The sequence below is a fragment of the Rheinheimera mangrovi genome, assembly GCF_003990335.1.
GTDB classification, from domain to species: Bacteria; Pseudomonadota; Gammaproteobacteria; order Enterobacterales; family Alteromonadaceae; genus Pararheinheimera; species Pararheinheimera mangrovi.
Genome location: NZ_CP034683.1, coordinates 2,959,118 through 2,980,415 on the forward strand (window position 1 = coordinate 2,959,118; position 21,298 = coordinate 2,980,415).

Below are 21,298 nucleotides of genomic sequence, written 5' to 3' on the forward strand. Positions count from 1 at the left end.
CGCGCTGCAACTCCAATTACTTAGGGCGTAATGGCAGGGCTTTCACCCTGCCATGGAGGGAGATTAAATTAACTCTTCGCAATCACCTGAACAGGGCTTTGCTCTTTCAGACTGGCCTGACCTGCAGTAACCACCTGATCACCTTCAGCTAAACCTTCAACCACTTCAAACATGCTGTCTGATTCATAACCTGTTGTGATGGTTTTGCGCTCTACTTTGCCATCTTTGTTCACAACAAAGACTGAACTACTGTTATCCATCGCCATTACTGCACGTTTTGGCACTAACAACGCAGCGGTTTTGGCATCGTATTGCACTTCGACCTGAGCAAACATACCGGCTTTTAATGTCAGGTCACTGTTATCCACCGCAACAGTGACACGGGCAGTACCTGTAGCGGCATCAACAACCGGAGAAATACGGATAATTTTAGCTTCCTTTGCAGGCATAGCAGCGAAGTGCAAATAGGCAACCTGGCCTACTTTGGCACGAGGCAACTGATGCTCAGGCAAATTGATCACTGCTTCTAAACGTTCTTGTGACACAATTTCAAACAAAGCTTTGGATGAATATTCAGTGATCAACTGACCCACTTTGACATGACGGCGGGCTATCACACCGCTGATAGGCGCGATGATCTGTGTTTCTTTTAACGCCAGTTCGGACAAAGCCACAGAAGCAGATAAAGATTCAACCTGCCATTTTAATTTGTCGTATAAGTCGAAACTAACCAGTTTTTTCTGGTACATGGCTTCTAATCGGGTTAATTCGCTTTTCAATTGACCTAATTCGGCTTTGCCTTTGGCTAAGTTTAATTGCTGACGCTCAGTGTCTAAGATAGCCATCACCTGCCCAGCCTTTACAACATCACCTTCTTCAACAAACAGCTGCTGTACTATGCCGGTAGATTTGCTATTCACTTCAGCATCTTCTTTGGCTTCCAAGGTACTGGTGGTGCGATACAAACTGCTGATTTCACCACGGCTGACCAGAGCGGCTTCCACAGGGATGCTGATCACAGCCTCCACTTTTGCAGCATCCGGACTTCCTTCAGCGCTGCCGCAACCGGTTAATACCAAAGAGCTGGCCAATAAGGCAGTAGTTACAGCAGTAGCAAGCAATGAACGGGTTTTCATAATTTATCCTTAAACAAGCAAAGTCGAATCAGTTGCAGTGGGATTGCATCCCTTGTGCCACTTCGAAAATGAAAAACAATTCCATTTAAAAACAACAACTTAATAAAATAAAACACATAATCAGCTTCTGTTCATTATTTGAATTTAGCTAATTCCACTACTTTTTAGTCAAAGCAAGATCCGACCAGTAGCAAAATTTGCCAGTCTTAGAGCATGTACTCTAAGCCCTCACCCTCCTATAATGCCGCGAAATTTATTACAGGGTACAAAAACAATGTTACGAAAAGCTTCATTACCACTAGCAATCAGTCTTGCCTTAGTCAGCCAGTCTGCATTTGCTGAAGGCTACAAATTATTTGAACAATCTGTCAGCGCCGCTGGCAATGCTTATGCTGGCCGTGGTGCGCAAATCACCGACGCCTCTTTGGTGTATTCTAACCCTGCAGCTTTAACAAAACTCAAAGGTGCACAATTTTCCGGTGGTCTGAATCTGATCCACGCCACCACACGTTACAGCGACGCATCGGCGCAAAGCGCCAATGGTATGGCTGTTTCAGGCCGTGACTCAGGTAAACTGACGTTGTCAGAGTTAGTGCCTTTTGCCTTTTACAGTGACCATTTCACCGACAACTTAAGCTGGGGTATTGGTGTGTACGCTCCTTTTGGTTTGTCATCTGACTACCAAAACGATTGGGTAGGTCGTTATTTTGCAGATGAAACCTCCATTAAAGTAGTAGCTATGCAACCCACAGTGGCTTACAAGTTGAGTCAGGACTGGTCTTTTGGCTTAGGCTTAAATATCAATTACGCCGAAGGCACCTTATCTAAATACAAAGACCATTCCGGTTTATGTGAGTTAGGAACCAACATAAATGGTTTGTATGGCGCCAATGTCTATAACGCGGCTTACTGTGACAGCCACTATGAAGTAAATGGTGACGACGTAGCTGCGGGTTATAGCTTTGGTCTTCACGGTGATTTAGGCTCAACTAAACTGGCTTTGGTGTATCACTCTGAAGTGAAATACACCTTAAAAGGTGATTCTGAAATCACCAATACACCTATCACTGGTGCCAACGTAGTAGGAAATCCAAACTTTATTGCAGTGGCTCCCAATCTGCCAGCCATCAGCTTAGCAACCGGAAAACTGGCATCAAACAGCTACTTGTCGGAACAAAGTAAACTGGACTTAACCACGCCGGCCAACCTGGCTTTTAGCGTTGATCAGAAACTGACGGATGTTTTATCTGTGCAGGCCAGTGTGAACTGGACTGGCTGGAGCAGCTTTGAGTCTATTGATATCGTCAGCGATGACGCAACACCTAGTATTTCATTAAGCACTCAGCTGCCACAGAACCTGAACCAGGCTGGCTATATTGGGTATATCCCTGAGCATTGGCAGGACACCTGGTCTTTCTCTGTAGGTACTACGGTTCAATACAACGAAGAACTGACGCTGAAAACAGGTATGGCTTATGATGAAAACCCAATCAGTGGCAGTCATAAAACAGCCAGAGTTCCAACCGCCGACCGCATCTGGTGGACCTGGGGCGCAAACTGGGCTGTGACTGCAGAGCAAAGTATTGATTTTGCTTACGGTTATATGTGGATGAACAAAGTCAGTATTGATGAGCATGAATACAACGCCAATGGCGATCGTATCTATAACTCAGGTGTACAGGCTACCTACCGCAATAAAGCACAAATCCTGGCTGTCCAATGGAACTATAAGTTCTAATCCGCAGGAACAGTGCTACAGCTGCTCGTCAAAACCACCGTTTTTACGGTGGTTTTTTTTGGCCAGAACAACTGCGCTTCATTGTTTATCGCGATTTTTATTTTTGATAAAACCGCACAAATCACGCACCCAATATAGTTACAAGACTTTCAGTCTGAGCCATCATGATGTTCACACCAAAGGGACTAGCGGCGTTCAACCTTTCTCTGCATTGATGTAGAACTCACCGTTAACTTAAGGTTGTGCAGCATAGGTACTGCCGCCTGAGCAGTTGAGTTATGGGACGGTGACTGGCATGAATAAATTATGTGCCGGATACGCCATTCTGTTGCAGATCAGGAGATCTACATAGTAGGTGAAGCCTACTCCTACGAACACAGCACCACCAGTCTGGCTAAAACCCTGATTAGTGAAAACGAAGGCATTTTTGTAGGCACTTATGCTGATGGTGCGTCCTTGCCTGCGACCCGGGATTATGTCGACAAGGCAGATGCGGTATTGGCGCTGGGGGTGATCTTTACCGGAAACAGGTTGTGTAGCTGGCATTGCTTACGCAAGCGATAAACCTGCCCAGGCGATAGCCGGAGACGTTGGTTTTATGATGATCGGTCAGAGTTTATCGACCATCAGCCATCATCAGCTGAACTCTGTAGTCTTTGTGCGCAGCAATAAGGTGTGCGCCATAGAACAATCATTTGTCGATATCTGCACTTTCGCCAAAGGAGACCAGCTTGCGCCTTTTGACCTGCGGCTTAGCTTGGATTACCTGAGTTTAGCCAAGGCTTTTGCTGTTGAAGAATACAAAGTACAAACAGGAGCAGAATTGCAGCAAGCACTGAACAAGATAATGGCAAATAAAGAGACACCCGCTTTGGAGGAAATCATTATTCCCTCTCAGAACTTAGCGCCTGCTATGGCCGGACTGGTGAAATCTATCACGGGTAATACTGTAGATCAGTGCAACATAAAAGCCGGTTAAGGATAAAAAAATGGCCACTTCCTGTGGCCATTTTTTCTTTACAACTTCACTACCTGTGAACTATTTTACCAGGGTGATTTTATAACCACTTGGTGCAACAGTGGATGGCTCAGCCGCCAGAATATAGTTTTTACCAGCTTCCAGTTGCAGCATGTCAGTTTTGTCTAACAAGCTGATAGTGCCATTTTCAGCTACTTGTACCAGAGAAATTGAGTACAAGTCTTTTGGTAGCACTAACGTAGCGTACTTTTTGAAATCCAGCGCTTTCACATGGAATTTAGCACTTTCAATAGTTTCGTTTTGACGAACAAAATAGAAGTGCAGATTTTTGAAATCAGGGACCAGGTTGGCCACGTTAATTTCATGTTCGTGGATTTGTGGCAGATTTTTTTCAGTGAAGCTGACTAAACCTACTTTTTGTTCAGCATCACGGAATAACAGCACTGACTTGCTTTGACCTGCGTTGATGGTCAACAGTACGTTGTTTAACAACAGCTGGTTATTTTGATCAAGTACAGCGATGCTGTAGTCGTTTTTGTCTAATTGGATGTAATCCGTCAGTGTATCCTGCACTAAATCTGCAACTGGTAAATTATTGATAGCAATCTGACCTTGCTGATTGTCCAGACTGTTGTAGATACGAACCTGGCCTTTAGCTAAACGGTGTTCTAAAGCTTCCACTGTGGTCGAGTTACCTACTATATCCAGAGAAACCTGATTGACCATAGGGCCTAACTTATCGCGAACCACCATGACATAGCTGGTGGTGTACTGGAAGTTATAAGCAGCAGCTTCAAAAAATGGCGTTTTGCTACCCGCAGTGGTGATGAACAATTTGTACTTACCACGCTTCAGCATTTTGCCTGTTTTGGTAATTTCTTTAGCAGAAACGGACTCTAACAAGGTTGCTTTGCTGAAATCATCAGTTTCGGCAGCGGTGTAAACATCTACTTTGTCGTAGTTTGCTGATAAGTTAGCAACAAAAATACGGAACTCATCATCAAACTTCTCTTCACGCTTGTGAGTTAAAGTTAAAATGCTTGGATTAGTCGCGTCACCCGCCATTAACAACAGCGTTTTTTCGCCTTTGTTCAGCGTGATATCAGCCTCTTTAATCAGGGCTGTGCTGGTTGCATTTTTTAGCTGATATTTGTAAGTGCCTGGCTCAATAGCCAGCATATTAGAAGCGTCACCAAAAATAGCTGAGCCAACGGCCTGATCATTGACTGTAAAAGCACTGTTCGCACTATTGGCAGCACCATTGTAAAACTGCACGTACCCCTGATTAAACCCTTCTTCTGCTTTATCCCCTGAGCTGCCACCGCAGGCTGCCAAGGCGATCAGCGAAAACAAAGGCAAAGCCAGACGACTGGCACGCTGTATCATGTTCATAAAGCTATCCTGTAACTTGGTTGTTAGTTGGCCAAGAGATTATGTATAGCCCTTTGAAAATCCTAGCGTTTTTACCAAATCCAACAGTTAATAACAGGCTTTAACAATTCAGACATAACTGAACACGATTGAGCTATTGCAAAGTTATGTAAAGGCGCTGCGGTAAGCAGGCAGGCTTGCGCCTGCCTTTGGCTTAGTGTGTTTCCAGCTTCAATGAACCACTGACTGTGCTCATCTCTATACTACCGTCACCATTGCCTGTACTAAATTCAAGGCTACGACGTGGGCCATATTTTGCTTTTTCAGCTTTCTGACTGGTCAGCTCATTTTTTATAGAACCGCCAGCATTAGCCACCAAATTAAATTTGGCACTAATATCTTTTTCCAGCTTCAGCTCAGCGCTGCCACTGACGGTACTGACTTCCACTCTGGGCGATTTACTGCCTTTCAGTCCAACATCTAATGAGCCATTCACAGAGCTCATGGTCAGTTGTTGTACATTGTTCAGTTCCAAATCAGCATCACCATTGACCAGTGACACAGCAACTTCAGACGCTGAAGATTTGCTGTCAATACTGCCATTCACCGTCTCAATAGTAAGCCGGCCTTGTGAACCAGCGTCTTCGATTTCACCATTGACCGTATTCAGACTGATACGACCATTGTTGTTCACACTGGTGATTTCTCCGTTCACAGTTTCCAGTTGAATAAATTTTTGTAATTTTTCGCCATAGACTGAGCCGTTCACCGTGCTGATTTTGGTACTCCCCTCCACACCAGTCACGCGAACGTTGGCATTCACCCCCTGAAACTCCAGTTGTGCGCCTGAGGGGACTTCAATTTTCAAACGTGAACCTTCTTTCTCCTGATCGTCCCAATTGCCGTAGTTGCGCATACGGGGCATTTTGACTTTAAAGCTGGTAAATCCATTTTTAGATTCAAGATCATAACCTTCGGCTTTTTCATCTAAAGTGCCAGAAACTTTAAAGCGCCCCTGCCCACTGGCAACAATCTCCACTTCTCCACGCATAGTTTCGATGTAAATTTTTTCGTTGTTGGCCACCTGTACATTTTCATTGACCGATTCAGCAGCCCATAAAGACTGACAGAATACAGACAAGGCAAGGCCTAGAATAAGTTGTTGTTTCATCATGTTACTCCAGATTAAACCTGGCCCGACTGGACCACTTTTTGTAAGTAATTCTGCTGTTGGCTATACAATTGACGTAATTGTTTCAGTAACAGCGCTTCGTTCGGATTGTATTTTAAAGCCAGTTGTACTTGCCCGATCGCCTGCTGCCATTGCGCAAGTTGGTGCTGCCAGTCGGCATACACAGGGTCGACAGTTTGCATACTGGCCAATTGCTCAGCTTTGGCTTGTTCAAAGCTGTACACAATAGCGGTTTCGGCATCTGCCAGCTTCGGGTTAAAAACCTGCGGCTGTAGTGCTACCTCTGGCTGCCAAAATAAAGTGACGGCGAATAAAACGGATGCAGCACTAGCGACATAGGCACTGGCAAAAGGCACGGACAACCATCTACTGGTTTTAAACTGCACCACTGTACTTACGGCTGCATTGCGATCCGTTAAGCGCTGTTCTAACTCTGGCCATAAATCGCGGGATGGCGTTAATTCACTGGAAAGTCCGGCGATTAAGGCATCTAATTCATGTTCAGTTTTCATCTAACCACTCCCGTAATAACTGCCGTGCTCTGTGGTACTGCGATTTCGAACTGCCTTCGGCTATGCCAAGCAATTCTGCAATTTCCTGATGCTGATAGCCTTCTAAAGCAAACAGTACAAACACAGCTCTTGCCTGATGGGGCAAGCGTAAAATCAACTGCTCTAATTCGCGGCTCTGGCCTAATTCTGCTCCTGCTATTTCGGGCAGTTCTTCGGTAGCCAACCTAAGCAACTTATCCTGACGCCATAAATCGATGGCGGTGCGGGTGGCAATGCTATGCAGCCAGGTGCTGAAACTGCTGTCACCCCGAAACAAGGTTAATTGTTGCCACACCTTCACAAACACTTCCTGACAAGCATCTTCAGCTTTGCTGCGATCGGCAAGCAAACGTACGCAGACCGCATAAACCCGGCCAGAATGTTGCTGATAGAGCTGCCTGAACGCTGCACGATCGCCCTGCTGTGATAAAGACACCAGCTCATCCATGGCTCGTACACTTTGCTCTGGCACGCATTGTTCTGGAAAGTCAGACCTTAACATCCCATTCCTGTTGTTTTATTGCTGTTGTTATCTGGTTAGTCGAACGCACAGCTGCAAAAGGTTTAAATACAAAAATAAATATTTTAAAACCCAGCATAATATTGGCCCATACTATAGCTGAGTGACTGATTTTTAATATAAATTTTGTTTGTCTTACGCTACTGAAATCTGACAAACTGAGTGCTGTCTAGTGTGAAACGGGAGCTACAGGTGCAAACACGGCTTAAAAAAATCAGCTTGTTTTTGCTCTGCCTGTTTCTGCTTGCCGGCTGTACCAGCCCGCATTTTTTAAAACTGCTGCCATCCACCAAAAGGGCGCTGGAAGCGAACCAGCTGTTTAGTTACCAATATGCCCGAATGCAACAGATGGACGCCGCTGAACTGGCTTTGTATTGCCCTGACTTATTGAGCTTACCGGATGAAACTGCCAATAAAAGCCTGTTACAACTCAGTTGTGCGCAGTTTTGGCTGTCGTCTTCCCACTTAACCAACACAGAGCTGCAACAAGCCACCACCTTATACAATCAAAGTCTGACTCACTTTTTGCAGTTGATGCTACCTAAACAAAAATACCGTCATCCTGCGCTTCGCATCGTGCTGGAGCCGCCTTTGGATGAAACAGGCTTGCCCTTTGAAAACTTTGTACTGGCCAGTGATTTTCAAGCCATTAAAAGTCATCACCAAAAAATAAAAGGCACAGGCTTAGGTGTCAGTCTGGTGGCTGCGCGGGAAAACACCGGCACAGGCTGGGATAAAAACTACCCGCCAGAAGGCATTTTCCGCTCTGTCACTGTTAGTCTTAAAGAGCTGAAGTTTAATAAAGACCTGCAAATTCAGCTGACCTTGCAAGGGCATCTGATGCAAGAGGCGACAGAGCTGAGGTTTACATCAGCCTCTTATCCACTGCTGTATGACGCGGCCAGCAGCTATTTATGGCTGATACAGCAGGCGAAGCTGGCCGATTTAGAGCTGCCAGGCTTATTTAATGCGGAACTGGCTGACAATAAGTTAGGCATTTACAGCGTCACTCCACTGCAAAAAAATAAACAACCGCTGTTAATGATCCATGGTTTAAATTCCAGCCCTTTGATCTGGTATGAACTCACCATGGCGGTATTGCAGGATGAAGAGCTCAAACAGCGTTATCAGATTTGGCATGCTTTTTACCCGTCAGGGCCGCCGCCCTTTTACAATTCGATGCGATTACGTAAAAAACTGGATGAGTTGCATAGCATGCTCAACGCCAAAGGTGACTCAGAGGTACTGGATCAGATGCTGGTGGTTGGCCATAGCATGGGCGGTATTATCAGTAAAACGCTGGTCCAGAATACAGACTTTGTCCTCTGGGATTTAAGTTTTACAGAACGCCCGGAACAACTGGGATATGCACAGCAGGAAATGGAAAAGGTAAAAGATATTTTTATTTTTAACACCAGACCTTATATCGATAAAGTGGTGTTTATGGATACTCCCCATGGCGGCTCTGAATCCTCTGAATCTATTCTCGCCAAGATCGCCAGTTGGTTTATTAACCTGCCCAAAAATTTCACCCTGCTGATGAGTAACTTTATCCTGAAACTGGGGCCGGATAAGATCACCTTGCCGATGCGGGAATACCTCAATGGCGGTGGAGGCCCGCATTCTGTGCAGGTGTTATCACCACGGCATCCATTGCTACAAGGCTTAAACAGGCTTACTTATCAACGCCCGGTCTATTCCATTGTCGGCAGCGATGGGCCTTTATCCTGTCAAGACGAAAGAAGCTGCAGTCAAATCAGCGACGGTGTCGTACCCTTTTTCAGCGCCCATCAAAACAAAGCTGTGCAGGAAATTATTGTGTCGTCGCGCCACAACTCTTATCAATCACCACAAGCTTTAGAATTTTTACTGCAGGTCCTCAGACAACCTGCAGGCGAGGCCAAAATCCTGCCGCTGTCGCCTGACAAGCCTGACGATTAAAGCTATACTCGCCGGCCTTTTTTCTGACAGGTGATCTTATGTCTGCTCCATATCTTGCTGTTGATTTTGGTACGTCCAACTGTGCCGCTGGTTTTATGCTGGACCAACAGCCACATTTATTAGCTTTGGAGCAGGACGGCAGCCGTTATTTAAGCTCGGCTTTGTATATAGAGCGCCAGCGTGATCCGGAAGATGAAGATGCTTACCTTTCAGCTAGTCTGACCCGTTTATTAGCACAAAACAGCACAGTGCTGGTCGGTAAAGCCGCACACGAACGTTACAGCATGGATCCCTTAGGTGGTGTGTTTATCCGTTCACCGAAGTCGATGCTCGGCAGCCGTTTGACGCCAGCTCAAACTGAAATTTATACGCAGGTAGCCACTTTATTGTTAGGCCGGATCAAACAAGGTGCAGAGCAGAAATTAGGTCATCAGGTTGAAAGGGTATTGATTGGCCGCCCTATCCATTTTCAGGGCATAGATTTAGCCTTAGGTGATGAACGGGCTTTGGCCATTTTAAATCAGGCAGCTAGCCGGGTAGGTTTTAAAGAAGTGGATTTTGCCTATGAGCCGGTAGCAGCAGCTATTGAGTACGAAAGGCATTTAACCCGGGAGCAACTGGTGCTGGTGGTGGATATTGGTGGTGGTACCAGCGATATCAGCTTGATCCGGTTAGGGCCAGAGCATAGCCAAACCTTTGACCGCAGCAGAGACCTGTTAGGCCACAGCGGTAAACGTATTGGTGGTGTGGATATGGATATCAAACTGACGATTTATGGTTTGATGAAACTTTTTGGCCGCCAGAGTCTGGCGCTGGATGGAAAACCTTTGCCCGGTGCTTTGTTCAGTGATGCAGTCAATATTATCGACATTCATGCCCAGGAGCGGTTTTACGCTGAGAAAACCTACGATGAACTGCTGGATTTAAAAGATCTAGCGGCTGAACCACAACTTTTAAACCGCTTTGTGCAGGTATACCAGCAACATTTAAGTTATTACCTGAATCAAAAAGCTGAGCAAGCTAAAATCGGCCTGACCGAACATGCTGCTGTGGATGTAGTACTGGACCGTATTGATCAGGGTCTTTTGCAAAACCTGTCGCAACAACAACTGATGGATGCTTTGTATCAGGAGTTATCCGGCATCAGTAAGCTAATTCAGCAGTGTTTACAAAGTGCTGGCGCAAAACCAGACAGTATTTTTGTTACAGGGGGCGCTTCTGCTGTACCTGGCGTACAACAAATGCTGCAGCAGTTATTGCCTGATGTACCTGTGATCCGCGGCGACCAGTTTGGCTCTGTCGCTATGGGATTAAGTAAACTGGCTTCGCTTCGTTTTGGCTAACAAAGGCTCTAAATCAGCTTTAATTTCACTCAATTCACTAAGTTGCACAAAAAACCAACAATAGCGCTGGTCGCACTGGCGCTTTCCCGTTACAATGCGCGGCTTTTTGCGGGGGCCAATTGGGGTTCACGCTTTTATTTGAGAAATTTAATGTCATTTTCTGCTTTGGGTTTAAACCCTGCTTTGGTTGAGGCCGTACATCAGGCCGGTTATACCCAACCAACCCCTATTCAACAACAGGCCATTCCTGCTGTATTGCAGCGTCGTGACTTGTTAGCAGCCGCTCAAACCGGCACAGGCAAAACTGCCAGCTTTGTCTTACCTATACTGCAAATTTTATCAGCACAACCAATTCAGAAACCTCGTCCGGTCAAAGCGCTGATTTTAACGCCGACCCGTGAACTGGCGGCGCAGATTGAAGAACAAATTCAGAAATACGGTAAAGAGTTAAGCCCAAAACTAAAACACCATGTCGTCTTTGGTGGCGTGAGTATTAACCCACAAATGATGGCTTTACGTGGTGGTGTGGATATTTTAACTGCCACTCCTGGCCGTTTATTGGATTTATTAAGCCAAAATGCGCTGAAGCTGGATCAGGTGCAAATGCTGGTTCTGGATGAAGCCGACCGCATGTTGGACATGGGCTTTATCCGCGATTTGAAAAAAATTCTGGCGCTGCTGCCTAAAGTCCGGCAAAACCTGCTGTTTTCAGCAACCTTCAGCGATGAAATTAAATCTCTGACTAAAGGTTTGTTGCAAAACCCACTGATGATCCAGGTCACACCGGAAAATACCACAGTCGAAAAAATTGAGCAGCAAGTCTACCTGCTGAACAAAGGCCAGAAAACGGCTGCTTTGTGTGAACTGATCACCGAAAACAACTGGCAACAAGTGTTGGTTTTTATGCCAACCAAACACGAAGCCAACCGTTTAAGTGAACAGCTGACCTATGCTGGTATTCCGTCAGCCGCTTTGCATGGCAATAAAAGTCAGAATGCCCGGACTAAAGCTTTAGCCGATTTTAAAGCCAATGAGTTACGGGTGTTAGTGGCAACCGACGTGGCCGCCCGGGGCATAGATATATCCCAGCTGCCTTATGTAGTGAACTTTGCATTGCCACGCTCTCCTGCGGATTACGTGCACCGTATAGGCCGTACCGGCCGTGCCGGTAAATCTGGTTTAGCCGTATCTTTTGTCGCTCCTGATGAAATACCGCAACTGAAATTGGTGGAGCGTTTAATTGGTATTAAACTGCCAAGTCAGACTATGAATCCAAACCCTTTGCCTGAGGCTATGGTGGCTATAGCCAAAGCTCCTCGCCCGCCCCGCCCTGTGCGTAAGCCGCAAGCGGACAGTGCTAAGCCAAAAGCTGACGGCAATAAACCTAAAGCCAATGCAGGACAAAAACCAGCCCAACATCAGGGGCAAAAGCCGCCACGGCGTTTTGAAGCGCCAAAAACTCCTGGTATTCAAACGCAGGCTGCAGGTCATATGGCCACTCCGGCTGCTGAACATAACAGCGGCAATGGCCAGCGCCGTCGTTTTAAACCTAAGCCTAAAGCGACGGCTTAAAAGATAACGGTTAAAGCGGATGAAGATTCGTTTAGCCAAATACCTGGCCGACCATGGCCTTTGTTCAAGACGAGCCGCCTCAAGGCTGATTGACGAAGGCCGGGTTTTGGTAAATTACCGCCCCGCTAATCATATTGATCATGTAGATGCTGACGACCAAATTCTGGTCGATCAGCAACCTTTTGCTGCTACCACCGAAAAACATTATCTGCTGTACCACAAGCCTGTGGGTATAGACTGTAACCTCAATCCGGATAAAGCCGACAGCCTGTACCATTTGCTGCAACAATTCCCTATGCGGCTGTTTCCGGTCGGACGGCTGGATAAAGACTCTTGTGGTTTAGTGCTGCTGACCAATGATGGCGAGCTGGCACAGCGTTTGTTGCACCCTGATTTTTACCATGAAAAAACCTATCAGGTGACGGTAGATAAAACACTGACGACTCAGGCTTTGAAGCAACTGGCATCCGGTGTCAGTTGGACTGTTGGCCCTCATAGCTATCAATCCCGTCCTTGTCAGGTGACCCAACTTAGCACCGATCGTTTTGAAATTGTGCTGACCCAGGGCTTAAACCGACAAATCCGCTATATGTGCCGCAGTCAGGGCTTTAAAGTGCTGCACCTCAAACGTATTCAATTGGCGGAGTTTAATCTCGCTGATTTAGCTGAAGGTTGTTTTAAAGCTGTTTGCCTGCCGGTTAAATAATGTCTGTTATCAATTTCTATTTTTGTGTTGTAGAGTAAGTATTCATAAAGTTACTAAAAAAGGGCAAAAATGAAGAACTTAGCTATCGGGATCTTTGCTGCTTTCTGCTTTGCGGTAGCACCTCTACAAGCGTCAGAACCTACATCACTCCAAGGCAGCTGGACACTTAAATCTGCGGTTTACACCAAGGCCGATGGCACTGTGATCAAAGTGTCAGGCGAGGATTTGAAATCGGTGAAAGTCTTGTCCAAAAGCTATTTCAGTTTTGTCACAGTCAATAAAGACGGCAGTTTCAGCAGCGCCTTAACAGGCACTTACCAGTTGAAAGGCAATGACTATCACGAAACTCCACAAACAGGTTCAGTCGCCAGCATGCTTAATAAAACCTATGAATTTAAAGCCAAAGTCGAAGGCGATCTCTGGCATCACAGTGGTATGGAAGATGGAATGAAAATTGAGGAGGTCTGGGTAAGACTGGATTAATCCAGTCTTACCAAAGCAGAGAAACCAAGCTGCTGCCACTGTGCTTCCTGATGAGTCACCAACATAAAACCCGCCGGATAAGTCTGTAAAAAGCTTTTGAGCACAGCCAACGCCTGAAAATCCAAATGATTATCCGGCTCATCCAGCAGCAAAAAAGGCGCATAAGGCTGCAATGCCAAAGTCAGAAACAACAACTTCATTCGCTCTCCGCCACTGAGCTGCCGCGTTGGTAACTTCAGGCGCTCTGCACCAAGGCCTATACCAGACAAACAAGTTCGGATCTGCGATTCCTGCTGCGACATCGTCAGCGTTCTGATCGCCTCTACAGCGTCCGGAAAATCATCCAGTAAAGATAAATGCTGATCCAAATACCAAAGCTGTTGTTTCACCTGCACTAAACCCTGTGTTGGCTGAATAAAACCCGCCAGTATTTTAAGTAAGGTCGACTTGCCACTGCCATTGCTTCCAGTGACAACGCAGCGCTGCTGCACATCAAGCTGAAAAGATAAAGGCGCTTTTGAGCCATAAGGTAAAACCAAGCCGTCACAATAAAGCACAGGACCGCTGCATGCTTTTACCGCGGCAACAGAAGGTAGTTTTGGCAAGTCGCGGCAATCCAGTTGTCGTTGCAGCTGTTGGCGCCTGGCACTTAACTCCTGCTGCTGAGCCTGCACCTGAAGCTGCAAACGACCATGGCTTTGTTCAGCCTGCTGAGCTTTTCTGCCCAGTAAAATAGGCGCCTGATTGGCATGGGCTTTATTCTTTTTAGCCTGATGATGTTTTTGCTCTTGTTGTTCAAGCAATAGCTGTTGCTGCTGTTGTTGGCGATTTTGCTGTTTTTTCAGCTTGTCATTTTGTTGCTGCAACTGCTGCTTTAGTCTCTGGCTCTGCTGCAAAAAGTCCTGGTAGTTGCCCTGATATTTTTCCAGGCCTAAAGGCGATAACTGGTAAATACAATCAACAGTCGACAATAACTCCACATCATGGCTCACCAATAAATAACCAGCTTTGTACTGCTTTAGCTGCTGCTGAAGCCATAAACGAGCTTGTTGATCCAGATGGTTTGACACTTCATCGAGCAATAAAAACTGTTTTGTTGCAAAAGCCTTCGCCAGCCGCAGTTTCATCAACTGCCCACCGCTTAAAGCCTTGAGTGGTAAGGCAGGATCTGCGGGCAAGTTTAAATCCACCAACCACTGCCTAAGCTCTGCTTTCGCTAACCAGCGATCACCGATGCAATCAAAATCAGTGTGGTCCAGACTGCCAGCTTCTACTCGATCTAAAGCGTCAAACAAAGCATCTAACCCCAGATAACAGCTGATGCTTTGGTTAAGATCCGGCTCTAGCTGTGCCAAGTAATAAAATGGCTGTTGCCAAAGCAATTCACCACTGTAAGCCAAGCCAGAGTCCTGAGCGGCTAAACAACGCAAAAATAACGATTTACCGCAGCCATTTAAGCCGACTAAGGCCTGAGCCTTATTCTGAAGTTGCAGATCAATAGCTGGGTGTAATAATTCCAGACCCGGATGGGTCCATTGGAATTGGCGACATAACAACACAGTAGATGATTCAGACATACAGACTCCTGAAATACAGGAAGGCTGTGTTCACAGACAAACAGAAAATGAAATAAATACCTGTTAAACAACAGCTATCCTGAAGATTTGTAAAATAACGGCTACAAATTTTCGGGAATTTAGTTGTTCATTTCAGCGGTACTCGAAGTGGAAGTGACGTTATGCTAACAAGCAAAACAAAGTGGACGCAAGTTATTTCACGGCGCTTTTGCTGCGCTGTGTTTTAGCCACAGACTGAAAACTAAGGTCAGCATAAACATCAGCAAGGAGCCTGCTACGACCCCATTCCAGCCCCACTGCTGCCAGAATGGCGATAAATACAAACCACCAGAACTAGCACCCAGATAATAAAACACCAGATACAAAGCGCTGGCACTGGCTTTGGCTTTGACCGCCTGTTGATTAACCCAACTGCTGGCCAGAGAATGGCAAAGAAAAAAGCCAAAGGCACTGATAAAAAAACCAAACACAATCAAAGGCAAGGCATTAAAAACGGTCAAGGCTGTACCGAGCATCATAATAGCAATCCCCAGCGCCATGCCCAACGCAGGATGAATTCGCTGCCCTACTTTGCCAGATAAAGCCGATCCTACAGTACCGGTTAAATAGGTAATAAATAACAGACCTATCCAACCGCTGGACAATAAATATGGGCTATCAGACAAGCGGAAAGCGACAAAAGTGTACTGATTTAAAAAGATAAAAAAGTTAAGGCCGCCGATCATATAGGTCAGCAACAAAGTTTTCTGGCGTAAATGGAACCAGTTATCTGACATGGCTTGTTTGAGCTGAAACGGCTGTTTTTGAAAATAGCTGGATTTAGGCAAATAACGCCAGACCAGATAAGTGCAAAGCGCACTACCCAACCCCATAGGCCAGAACACCCATTGCCAGTGATTAATTTCTGCAAACCAGCCTGACAACAAACGCCCGCTGATGCCCCCCAACGAATTGGCACTGATGTAATAACCCACAGCCACCACCATGGCCGTTTTACTGAATTCTTCGCCCATATAAGCGATGGCAATAGCGGGCAGACCACCTAAACAAAAGCCCTGCAAAGCACGCAGTAGCAAAAGTGAGTGATAGGATTCGACCTGAGTCAGCGCCAATGTGCTCAGCGCCATACCGCCCAGGCTCCAGAGCAATAAAGTGCGACGCCCGTAAGAATCCGACAAGGCACCATACACCAGTAAAGACAAGCCCAGTGCCAGCGTGCCTATGGCATAACTCCAGCTGGTTTGCAGGGGTGTCAGTTGAAATTCACGGCTTAGCAGCGGCAATAAAGGCTGCAACATATGCAGGTTGGCAAACACAAAAACAGCAGCCAGACAAAGCGCAAAACTGGCGGCATAAAATGCAGGGGTGTTTTTATCAATCATAGCTTTTAGTCATATCGTTCAATCACGACCATCATCAACACTGCAGAGCCAAAGAGCGCTCACAAAAGATGGCTAAGTATACCGCGAATAAGCTAATTTTTACTTTGCTTTACCGCAAATGGCTGTCGCACTGCTGAAATACCTGAGATCAAAGCGTAAGATAAGCTCTACTTTACGCACTCAAACCAAAAGGAAAAACTATGCGTTTGTCATTTCTGGCTCTGGCCATCAGCGGTGTGCTGTTGGCAGGTTGTAACGAAGCCCCAACAAAAGCAGAATCGAACACTGCTGCTCAACCAACAACAACAGTTGAAGTAACCAAGGCTCCCGCTGCTCAGTCAGCTGAACAACTGTATCAACAGGCCACTCAGCTCTTGTTTCAGGCTCGCGCTTTAAATGCCTCAGCTTTGGGTTTATCTGAAGATGTCGTAGGTAAAGCATTTAACACCGAACTGGAGAACTATAGTGAAGAAGCGGAAGCTGAACTTCGCAAACAGCTGAATGCAGTAATCAGCCAACTCGCTACCCTTCCGGTGCCAGCAGATGATGTTGAAGCGGAAAATCAGGCCGTCATGCTAAACATTATGCAGTACTACGCCGGCAGCAATGAGTTTCCTCAAGGTTATATCGACTCCTGGATGGGGCATTCAGCTTTTGTCGTCAATCAAATCAACGGTCCCACCATAGATATGGCGGGCGCTTTACAAAATTCGCATCCGATAAGCTCAGAACAGGATGCAAAAGACTACCTAAGCCGGCTGGAAAAATTTGGCGCAGCGTTAAAAGCTGTTGAACAGCGTTTTGTCTCTGACGCCGCCACGGGTTGGATAGCGCCAAAAGTTCTGCTGGAGAAATCTCTAGTCATTTTAGATGGTTATGCCAGCGGTGAAGTAACAGAGCATGTGCTGTATAAAGATTTTGCGAAAAAACTGGGTGGCCTGAAAGAATTATCTGCAGAAGCAAAGCAGCAGTATCTGACCTCAGCTGCACTTTTAGTACAAAAGCAAGTACAGACAGGTTATCAGCAACTCGCTGCTGCAGTGCGCTCAGAACTGCCAAAAGCCAGAATGGAATCCGGCATTTGGGCTCAACCTAATGGCGATAAGTTTTATGCCTGGTCAGTAAAACAACTGGGCGATACCGACCTGACGCCAGAGCAAATTCACCAGATAGGTTTGGATGAAGTGGCCCGTATCAGTCAGGAGATGGACAGTATCTTAAAGGCTCAAGGTTATAAAGACGGCTCTGTCGGCGCTCGTATGACGGCATTAAATGGCGAAGCCCGCTTTTTATACGAAGACTCAGACGCGGGTCGTCAGCAGGTGCTGGATGACTTAAATAAATACATAGCTGAAATAAATCTGCGTATGCCGGAGCTTTTTGCCACTAAACCACCTTATCCGGTGGAAGTACGCCGTATTCCGGTAGAAATTCAGGACAGCGCTGCGGGCGGCCAATACAGCTCGCCAGCCATTGATGGCAGCAAGCCTGGTATTTATTGGATTAACCTGCGCGATATTAAAGCCAACGCAAAATTTGATCTAAAAACCCTGACCTACCATGAGGCCAACCCAGGCCACCACTGGCAGGTGGCGTTGAATTTAGCTCAGGAGCATTTGCCGCTGCTGCGCCGTGTCGCGCCATACAACAGCTATGTCGAAGGTTGGGCTTTGTATTCAGAGCTGGTCGCTAAAGAAATGGGCATGTACAAAGACGATCCTTTTGGCGATTTAGGCCGTCTGAAAGCTGAGTTATTCCGCTCAGTACGCTTGGTGGTTGACACCGGCCTGCATGCGAAAAAATGGACGCGTGAACAAGCAATTAGTTACATGGCAGAAACCACAGGCACCACAGAATCTGATGTAGTCTCGGAAATCGAACGTTATATGGCATGGCCAGGTCAGGCTTTAGGTTACAAGCTGGGCATGCTGAAAATTGTTGAGCTGCGCTCTTATGCCAAAGCGCAGTTAGGCGACAAGTTTGATATCAAGGCCTTCCACGATTTAGTGCTGTTAGGTGGCGCTGTGCCAATGTCGGTGCTGGATACGAAAGTGAAAAACTGGGTGGCCAGTCAGAAGGCATAACACTAAATGGGGGCAGATGTTAGATTCTGCCCCACACCTCTTGGCTTTTTAAGCCTTTAACCACCAGCCTGCTCACCTTGTTCTGCCACTTTGACTTTAGTCACCAACAGTTGGTCTATTTTGTAGCTGTCGATATCGACCACTTCAAATTTGTAACCCTGATAGACGACAAAGTCGGTACGTTTTGGAATTTTACGCAGCATATACATCATAAAACCGGCAATGGTTTCGTAGTTTTCATCATCCGGGAAGCTGTCGATATCAAAAACCCGCATCACGTCATCCAGCGGCGTTAAGCCTTCGACCAGCCAGGATGCTTCGTCACGCTGCACTATTTGCTCTTCGTCTGAATTAACCAGCTCACCCATCACTATGCTCATCACATCTTTCAGAGTGACCATACCCACAGTTAAAGCGTATTCGTTCAGCACCACAGCAAAATCGATACCGCTGGATTTAAAATGCGCCAGCACTTCGTACAGCGACAACGAATCAGGCACTATTAAAGGCGTGTGGATCATGCCTTCTTTCAGTAAATTAATAGGCTGCTGATGCAATACCTGCATCAAAATATCGCGGCTGTCGACATAACCCACCACTTTATCCAGGCTGTCATCACAGACAATAAATTTGGCGTGTGGATGTTCGGCAATTTTGTTTTTAATACTCTCGGCCGATTCTTTTAAATTAAAATAAATTAAACTTTCACGCGCTGTCATGGCGGACGTGACAGTGCGGGAGTCCATATCAAAGACGTTCTCCAGCAAGGTACGTTCCTGTTGCTGTAGTACACCAGCCTGAGCACCTTCATCCATCATAGCCACTATATCTTCAGGGGTAATTTGATCGATTCGCTGCATGGGTACGTTAAAAAGTTTGAACACCAGATTGGCCAAACTATTGAATAACCAGACCAGAGGTTTGAGGAGCACCAGCATCAGCAAAATCAGGTTCACTACAGAAATAGCCACTTTTTCTGGTGCTAACATCGCCAGGCGTTTTGGCATTAAATCGGCAAACAAAATAAATAATGCAGTGACAAAAAACACTGACAAACCAAAGGCGATGCCTTCATTGGCCGGATTTTTAAAAATTAAATCCAGTAAACTCAGGATATAAGGCGTAAACGCAGCTTCACCCAAAATACCACCTAAAATAGCCACAGCGTTTAAGCCTATTTGGGCTATGGTAAAAAAACTGCCGGGGTTAGATTGCAGCTGCAACACCAAGGCTGCGCGCGGTTCACCATCTGACGCCAGCTGTTTTAACCGGATTTTGCGTGAAGCAGCTAAAGCTATTTCAGACATGGAAAAGAAAGCACTGGCACTGATCAGCAATAACATAATCAGCAAATTTTCTAGCAGGGACATAAAATCACTCTTTGTTTCAACAGGCTTTGCAGTGGCGCAAGCCATAAGGTTTTAATGAAAATCACTATACCGCTTGTCAGTATACGACTTAAACTCTGTTTTCCCAGCACAAGCCTTTAAAAAAATGTTTAAATTTGAACCAGTTATCCTATGGCCGATTTAGTACCCCGCATCCAGCAAGCCTATTTTCGTAACGGTCCGCAGCACAGATCCGGCGCCGATGTCAGCTTTTTGGACATAGTAAAAATTTTTGGTTTCCAAAGTATTAAAATTGGTCGTTGGGTTACGGCCGAAGAACAACAATTGGCTGCCAATCTGTTTTTTGACGCTTTGTCCGATCTGATGCTGCTGTTGCAGGTACCAGAGCAAGTGATTTCATTAAATCAAAGCCTGAACCTGAATTTTGGTATTGGTGGCCAACAAGGCAGCTGCGCTTTTTATCAGCCGCAAGGCCGTTTGCTGGCGTTAGCGAAAAATGCCGGGGGTGGCAGTTTAGCCCATGAGTGGTTCCATGCGTTTGATCATTATATTTGCAGTAAATTGTTCAGCAATGAGCTTCCTGCTTCCGCTTTTGCCAGCTCCAGTTGGCTAAATAATGCGACTGTATCGCCTCACCCACTAAATAAATATCTGGATCAGAGCTTTGGCGCGCTGTTTCTATCTGCCGATGGATCTGAACCCAATAGCTATGTCAAAACCTCTGCCGCTTTTGATCAAAACCATGGCATTTATTATTACGCCAAACCGGAAGAACTGGCAGCACGGGCTTTTGAGCATATGCTGCAGCAACAACAAGTTAAAAACAGCTTTTTAGTCAGTGGCACCTTAAAAAGCAAAGCGGCTAAAGCGGGCCTATACCCGGACTCCGCTTTGTCTGCACTATTAGCCCAATACTGGCTTGACTATTTTTCTTTGCTGGGCCGCGCACTGCGTTAAGTTCTGTTGTCTGTAAAAGCCTTGGCACAAAAATTGTAATGCATCCTGTACTCAGCAAATACTGACGGTATTTTGACCAAAGGAGCGTAAGGATGAACACAACATGGCGCAAAGAAGAATTACGTCGTTTAAATCAGACGATGAAAGCCATAGAGATCTTGGCAGAACATCCTGATTTAGCTGTGATTTATCAGGGCAAAGCCTGGGTCTACCGCGACTTGCTGGAGCTGTCAGTCAGAATATTCAGGTTAGCCAGACAAGAAGGTTTTGATGTACAGGCCTTTGAGGTGTGGTTTGCTAAAGATGCGGAACTCTTTGCACATTATGGTTTGGAATGGCGGGTAGGCTGACCGAGCTGGATTAAAAATAACAGCAAGCCGGTCACTGACTTGCTGTACTGCCGTAGCATCAGGAGTA

Annotated in this window: 19 protein-coding genes; 11 read left to right on the plus strand and 8 right to left on the minus strand. The window is 46.1% G+C overall.

The genetic code is table 11. The features are described from left to right. Nucleotides 1-68: 68 nt before the first annotated feature. The gene (locus EK374_RS13230; protein WP_127024415.1) at nucleotides 69-1,136 is read right to left on the minus strand and encodes an efflux RND transporter periplasmic adaptor subunit; all 1,068 of its coding nucleotides are present in this window, start codon (nucleotides 1,134-1,136) and stop codon (nucleotides 69-71) included. A gap of 274 nt (nucleotides 1,137-1,410) precedes the next feature. Between EK374_RS13230 and EK374_RS13235 the strand changes: the two genes are divergently transcribed. The 3 genes from EK374_RS13235 to EK374_RS13245 all read left to right on the plus strand — a co-directional run bounded on the left by EK374_RS13235 (nucleotide 1,411) and on the right by EK374_RS13245 (nucleotide 3,853). Next, on the plus strand, nucleotides 1,411-2,874 hold the full coding sequence (locus EK374_RS13235) for an OmpP1/FadL family transporter (RefSeq protein ID WP_127024418.1): 1,464 nt from the start codon (nucleotides 1,411-1,413) through the stop codon (nucleotides 2,872-2,874). Nucleotides 2,875-3,180: 306 nt separating this feature from the next. Further along, on the plus strand, nucleotides 3,181-3,438 hold the full coding sequence (locus tag EK374_RS13240; RefSeq protein WP_127024420.1) for a hypothetical protein: 258 nt from the start codon (nucleotides 3,181-3,183) through the stop codon (nucleotides 3,436-3,438). 34 nt (nucleotides 3,439-3,472) lie between these two features. Beyond that, complete coding sequence (locus tag EK374_RS13245) at nucleotides 3,473-3,853, plus strand: thiamine pyrophosphate-dependent enzyme (protein ID WP_233280251.1); 381 nt, start codon at nucleotides 3,473-3,475, stop codon at nucleotides 3,851-3,853. 60 nt (nucleotides 3,854-3,913) lie between these two features. On the opposite strand, the gene EK374_RS13250 is transcribed toward EK374_RS13245, so the two are convergent. The 4 genes from EK374_RS13250 to EK374_RS13265 form a co-directional block, all read right to left on the minus strand. Beyond that, a complete protein-coding gene (locus EK374_RS13250) occupies nucleotides 3,914-5,245 on the minus strand; it encodes a DUF4397 domain-containing protein (RefSeq protein WP_127024426.1) in 1,332 nt (443 codons plus the stop codon). A gap of 193 nt (nucleotides 5,246-5,438) precedes the next feature. Continuing rightward, entirely contained in the window at nucleotides 5,439-6,395 is a 957-nt protein-coding gene (locus tag EK374_RS13255; RefSeq protein ID WP_127026547.1) for a DUF4097 family beta strand repeat-containing protein, read from the minus strand. Between the two features lie 14 nt (nucleotides 6,396-6,409). Next, nucleotides 6,410-6,928: a hypothetical protein gene (locus EK374_RS13260; protein ID WP_127024429.1), complete on the minus strand. Its 519-nt coding sequence runs from the start codon at nucleotides 6,926-6,928 to the stop codon at nucleotides 6,410-6,412. Next, complete coding sequence (locus EK374_RS13265) at nucleotides 6,918-7,469, minus strand: RNA polymerase sigma factor (protein ID WP_206099205.1); 552 nt, start codon at nucleotides 7,467-7,469, stop codon at nucleotides 6,918-6,920. Before EK374_RS13265 ends, EK374_RS13260 begins: the two co-directional genes overlap by 11 nt. A 210-nt stretch (nucleotides 7,470-7,679) precedes the next feature. Here EK374_RS13265 and EK374_RS13270 point away from each other — a divergent pair, with 210 nt between their 5' ends. The 5 genes from EK374_RS13270 to EK374_RS13290 all read left to right on the plus strand — a co-directional run bounded on the left by EK374_RS13270 (nucleotide 7,680) and on the right by EK374_RS13290 (nucleotide 13,532). Further along, nucleotides 7,680-9,428: an esterase/lipase family protein gene (locus tag EK374_RS13270; protein ID WP_127024432.1), complete on the plus strand. Its 1,749-nt coding sequence runs from the start codon at nucleotides 7,680-7,682 to the stop codon at nucleotides 9,426-9,428. 38 nt (nucleotides 9,429-9,466) lie between these two features. Further along, on the plus strand, nucleotides 9,467-10,771 hold the full coding sequence (gene yegD / locus EK374_RS13275; RefSeq protein ID WP_127024435.1) for a molecular chaperone: 1,305 nt from the start codon (nucleotides 9,467-9,469) through the stop codon (nucleotides 10,769-10,771). 150 nt (nucleotides 10,772-10,921) lie between these two features. After that, nucleotides 10,922-12,343, plus strand: a complete 1,422-nt coding sequence (locus EK374_RS13280) for a DEAD/DEAH box helicase (RefSeq protein ID WP_127024439.1) — start codon at nucleotides 10,922-10,924, stop codon at nucleotides 12,341-12,343. 19 nt (nucleotides 12,344-12,362) lie between these two features. After that, a complete protein-coding gene (locus EK374_RS13285) occupies nucleotides 12,363-13,049 on the plus strand; it encodes a pseudouridine synthase (RefSeq protein ID WP_127024441.1) in 687 nt (228 codons plus the stop codon). A gap of 69 nt (nucleotides 13,050-13,118) precedes the next feature. Then, nucleotides 13,119-13,532, plus strand: a complete 414-nt coding sequence (locus EK374_RS13290; RefSeq protein WP_127024444.1) for a hypothetical protein — start codon at nucleotides 13,119-13,121, stop codon at nucleotides 13,530-13,532. Here the strand turns inward: EK374_RS13290 and EK374_RS13295 are convergent. Then, entirely contained in the window at nucleotides 13,529-15,109 is a 1,581-nt protein-coding gene (locus EK374_RS13295; protein ID WP_127024447.1) for an ATP-binding cassette domain-containing protein, read from the minus strand. The genes EK374_RS13290 and EK374_RS13295 overlap by 4 nt on opposite strands. Before the next feature lie 197 nt (nucleotides 15,110-15,306). After that, nucleotides 15,307-16,491 carry an MFS transporter gene (locus tag EK374_RS13300; RefSeq protein ID WP_127024450.1) on the minus strand — a complete coding sequence of 395 codons (1,185 nt, stop codon included), beginning with the start codon at nucleotides 16,489-16,491 and terminating at the stop codon, nucleotides 15,307-15,309. Between the two features lie 200 nt (nucleotides 16,492-16,691). On the opposite strand from EK374_RS13300, the gene EK374_RS13305 reads away from it, so the two are divergent. Then, complete coding sequence (locus EK374_RS13305; RefSeq protein ID WP_127024453.1) at nucleotides 16,692-18,575, plus strand: DUF885 domain-containing protein; 1,884 nt, start codon at nucleotides 16,692-16,694, stop codon at nucleotides 18,573-18,575. 56 nt (nucleotides 18,576-18,631) lie between these two features. Here EK374_RS13305 and EK374_RS13310 read toward each other — a convergent pair whose 3' ends face one another. Continuing rightward, a complete protein-coding gene (locus EK374_RS13310; protein WP_127024456.1) occupies nucleotides 18,632-19,945 on the minus strand; it encodes a hemolysin family protein in 1,314 nt (437 codons plus the stop codon). A 150-nt stretch (nucleotides 19,946-20,095) separates the two neighbouring features. Between EK374_RS13310 and EK374_RS13315 the strand changes: the two genes are divergently transcribed. Next, nucleotides 20,096-20,881: a CLCA_X family protein gene (locus EK374_RS13315; protein ID WP_127024459.1), complete on the plus strand. Its 786-nt coding sequence runs from the start codon at nucleotides 20,096-20,098 to the stop codon at nucleotides 20,879-20,881. A 92-nt stretch (nucleotides 20,882-20,973) separates the two neighbouring features. Further along, entirely contained in the window at nucleotides 20,974-21,231 is a 258-nt protein-coding gene (locus EK374_RS13320; RefSeq protein ID WP_127024462.1) for a hypothetical protein, read from the plus strand. The last annotated feature ends 67 nt before the right edge of the window (nucleotides 21,232-21,298 follow it).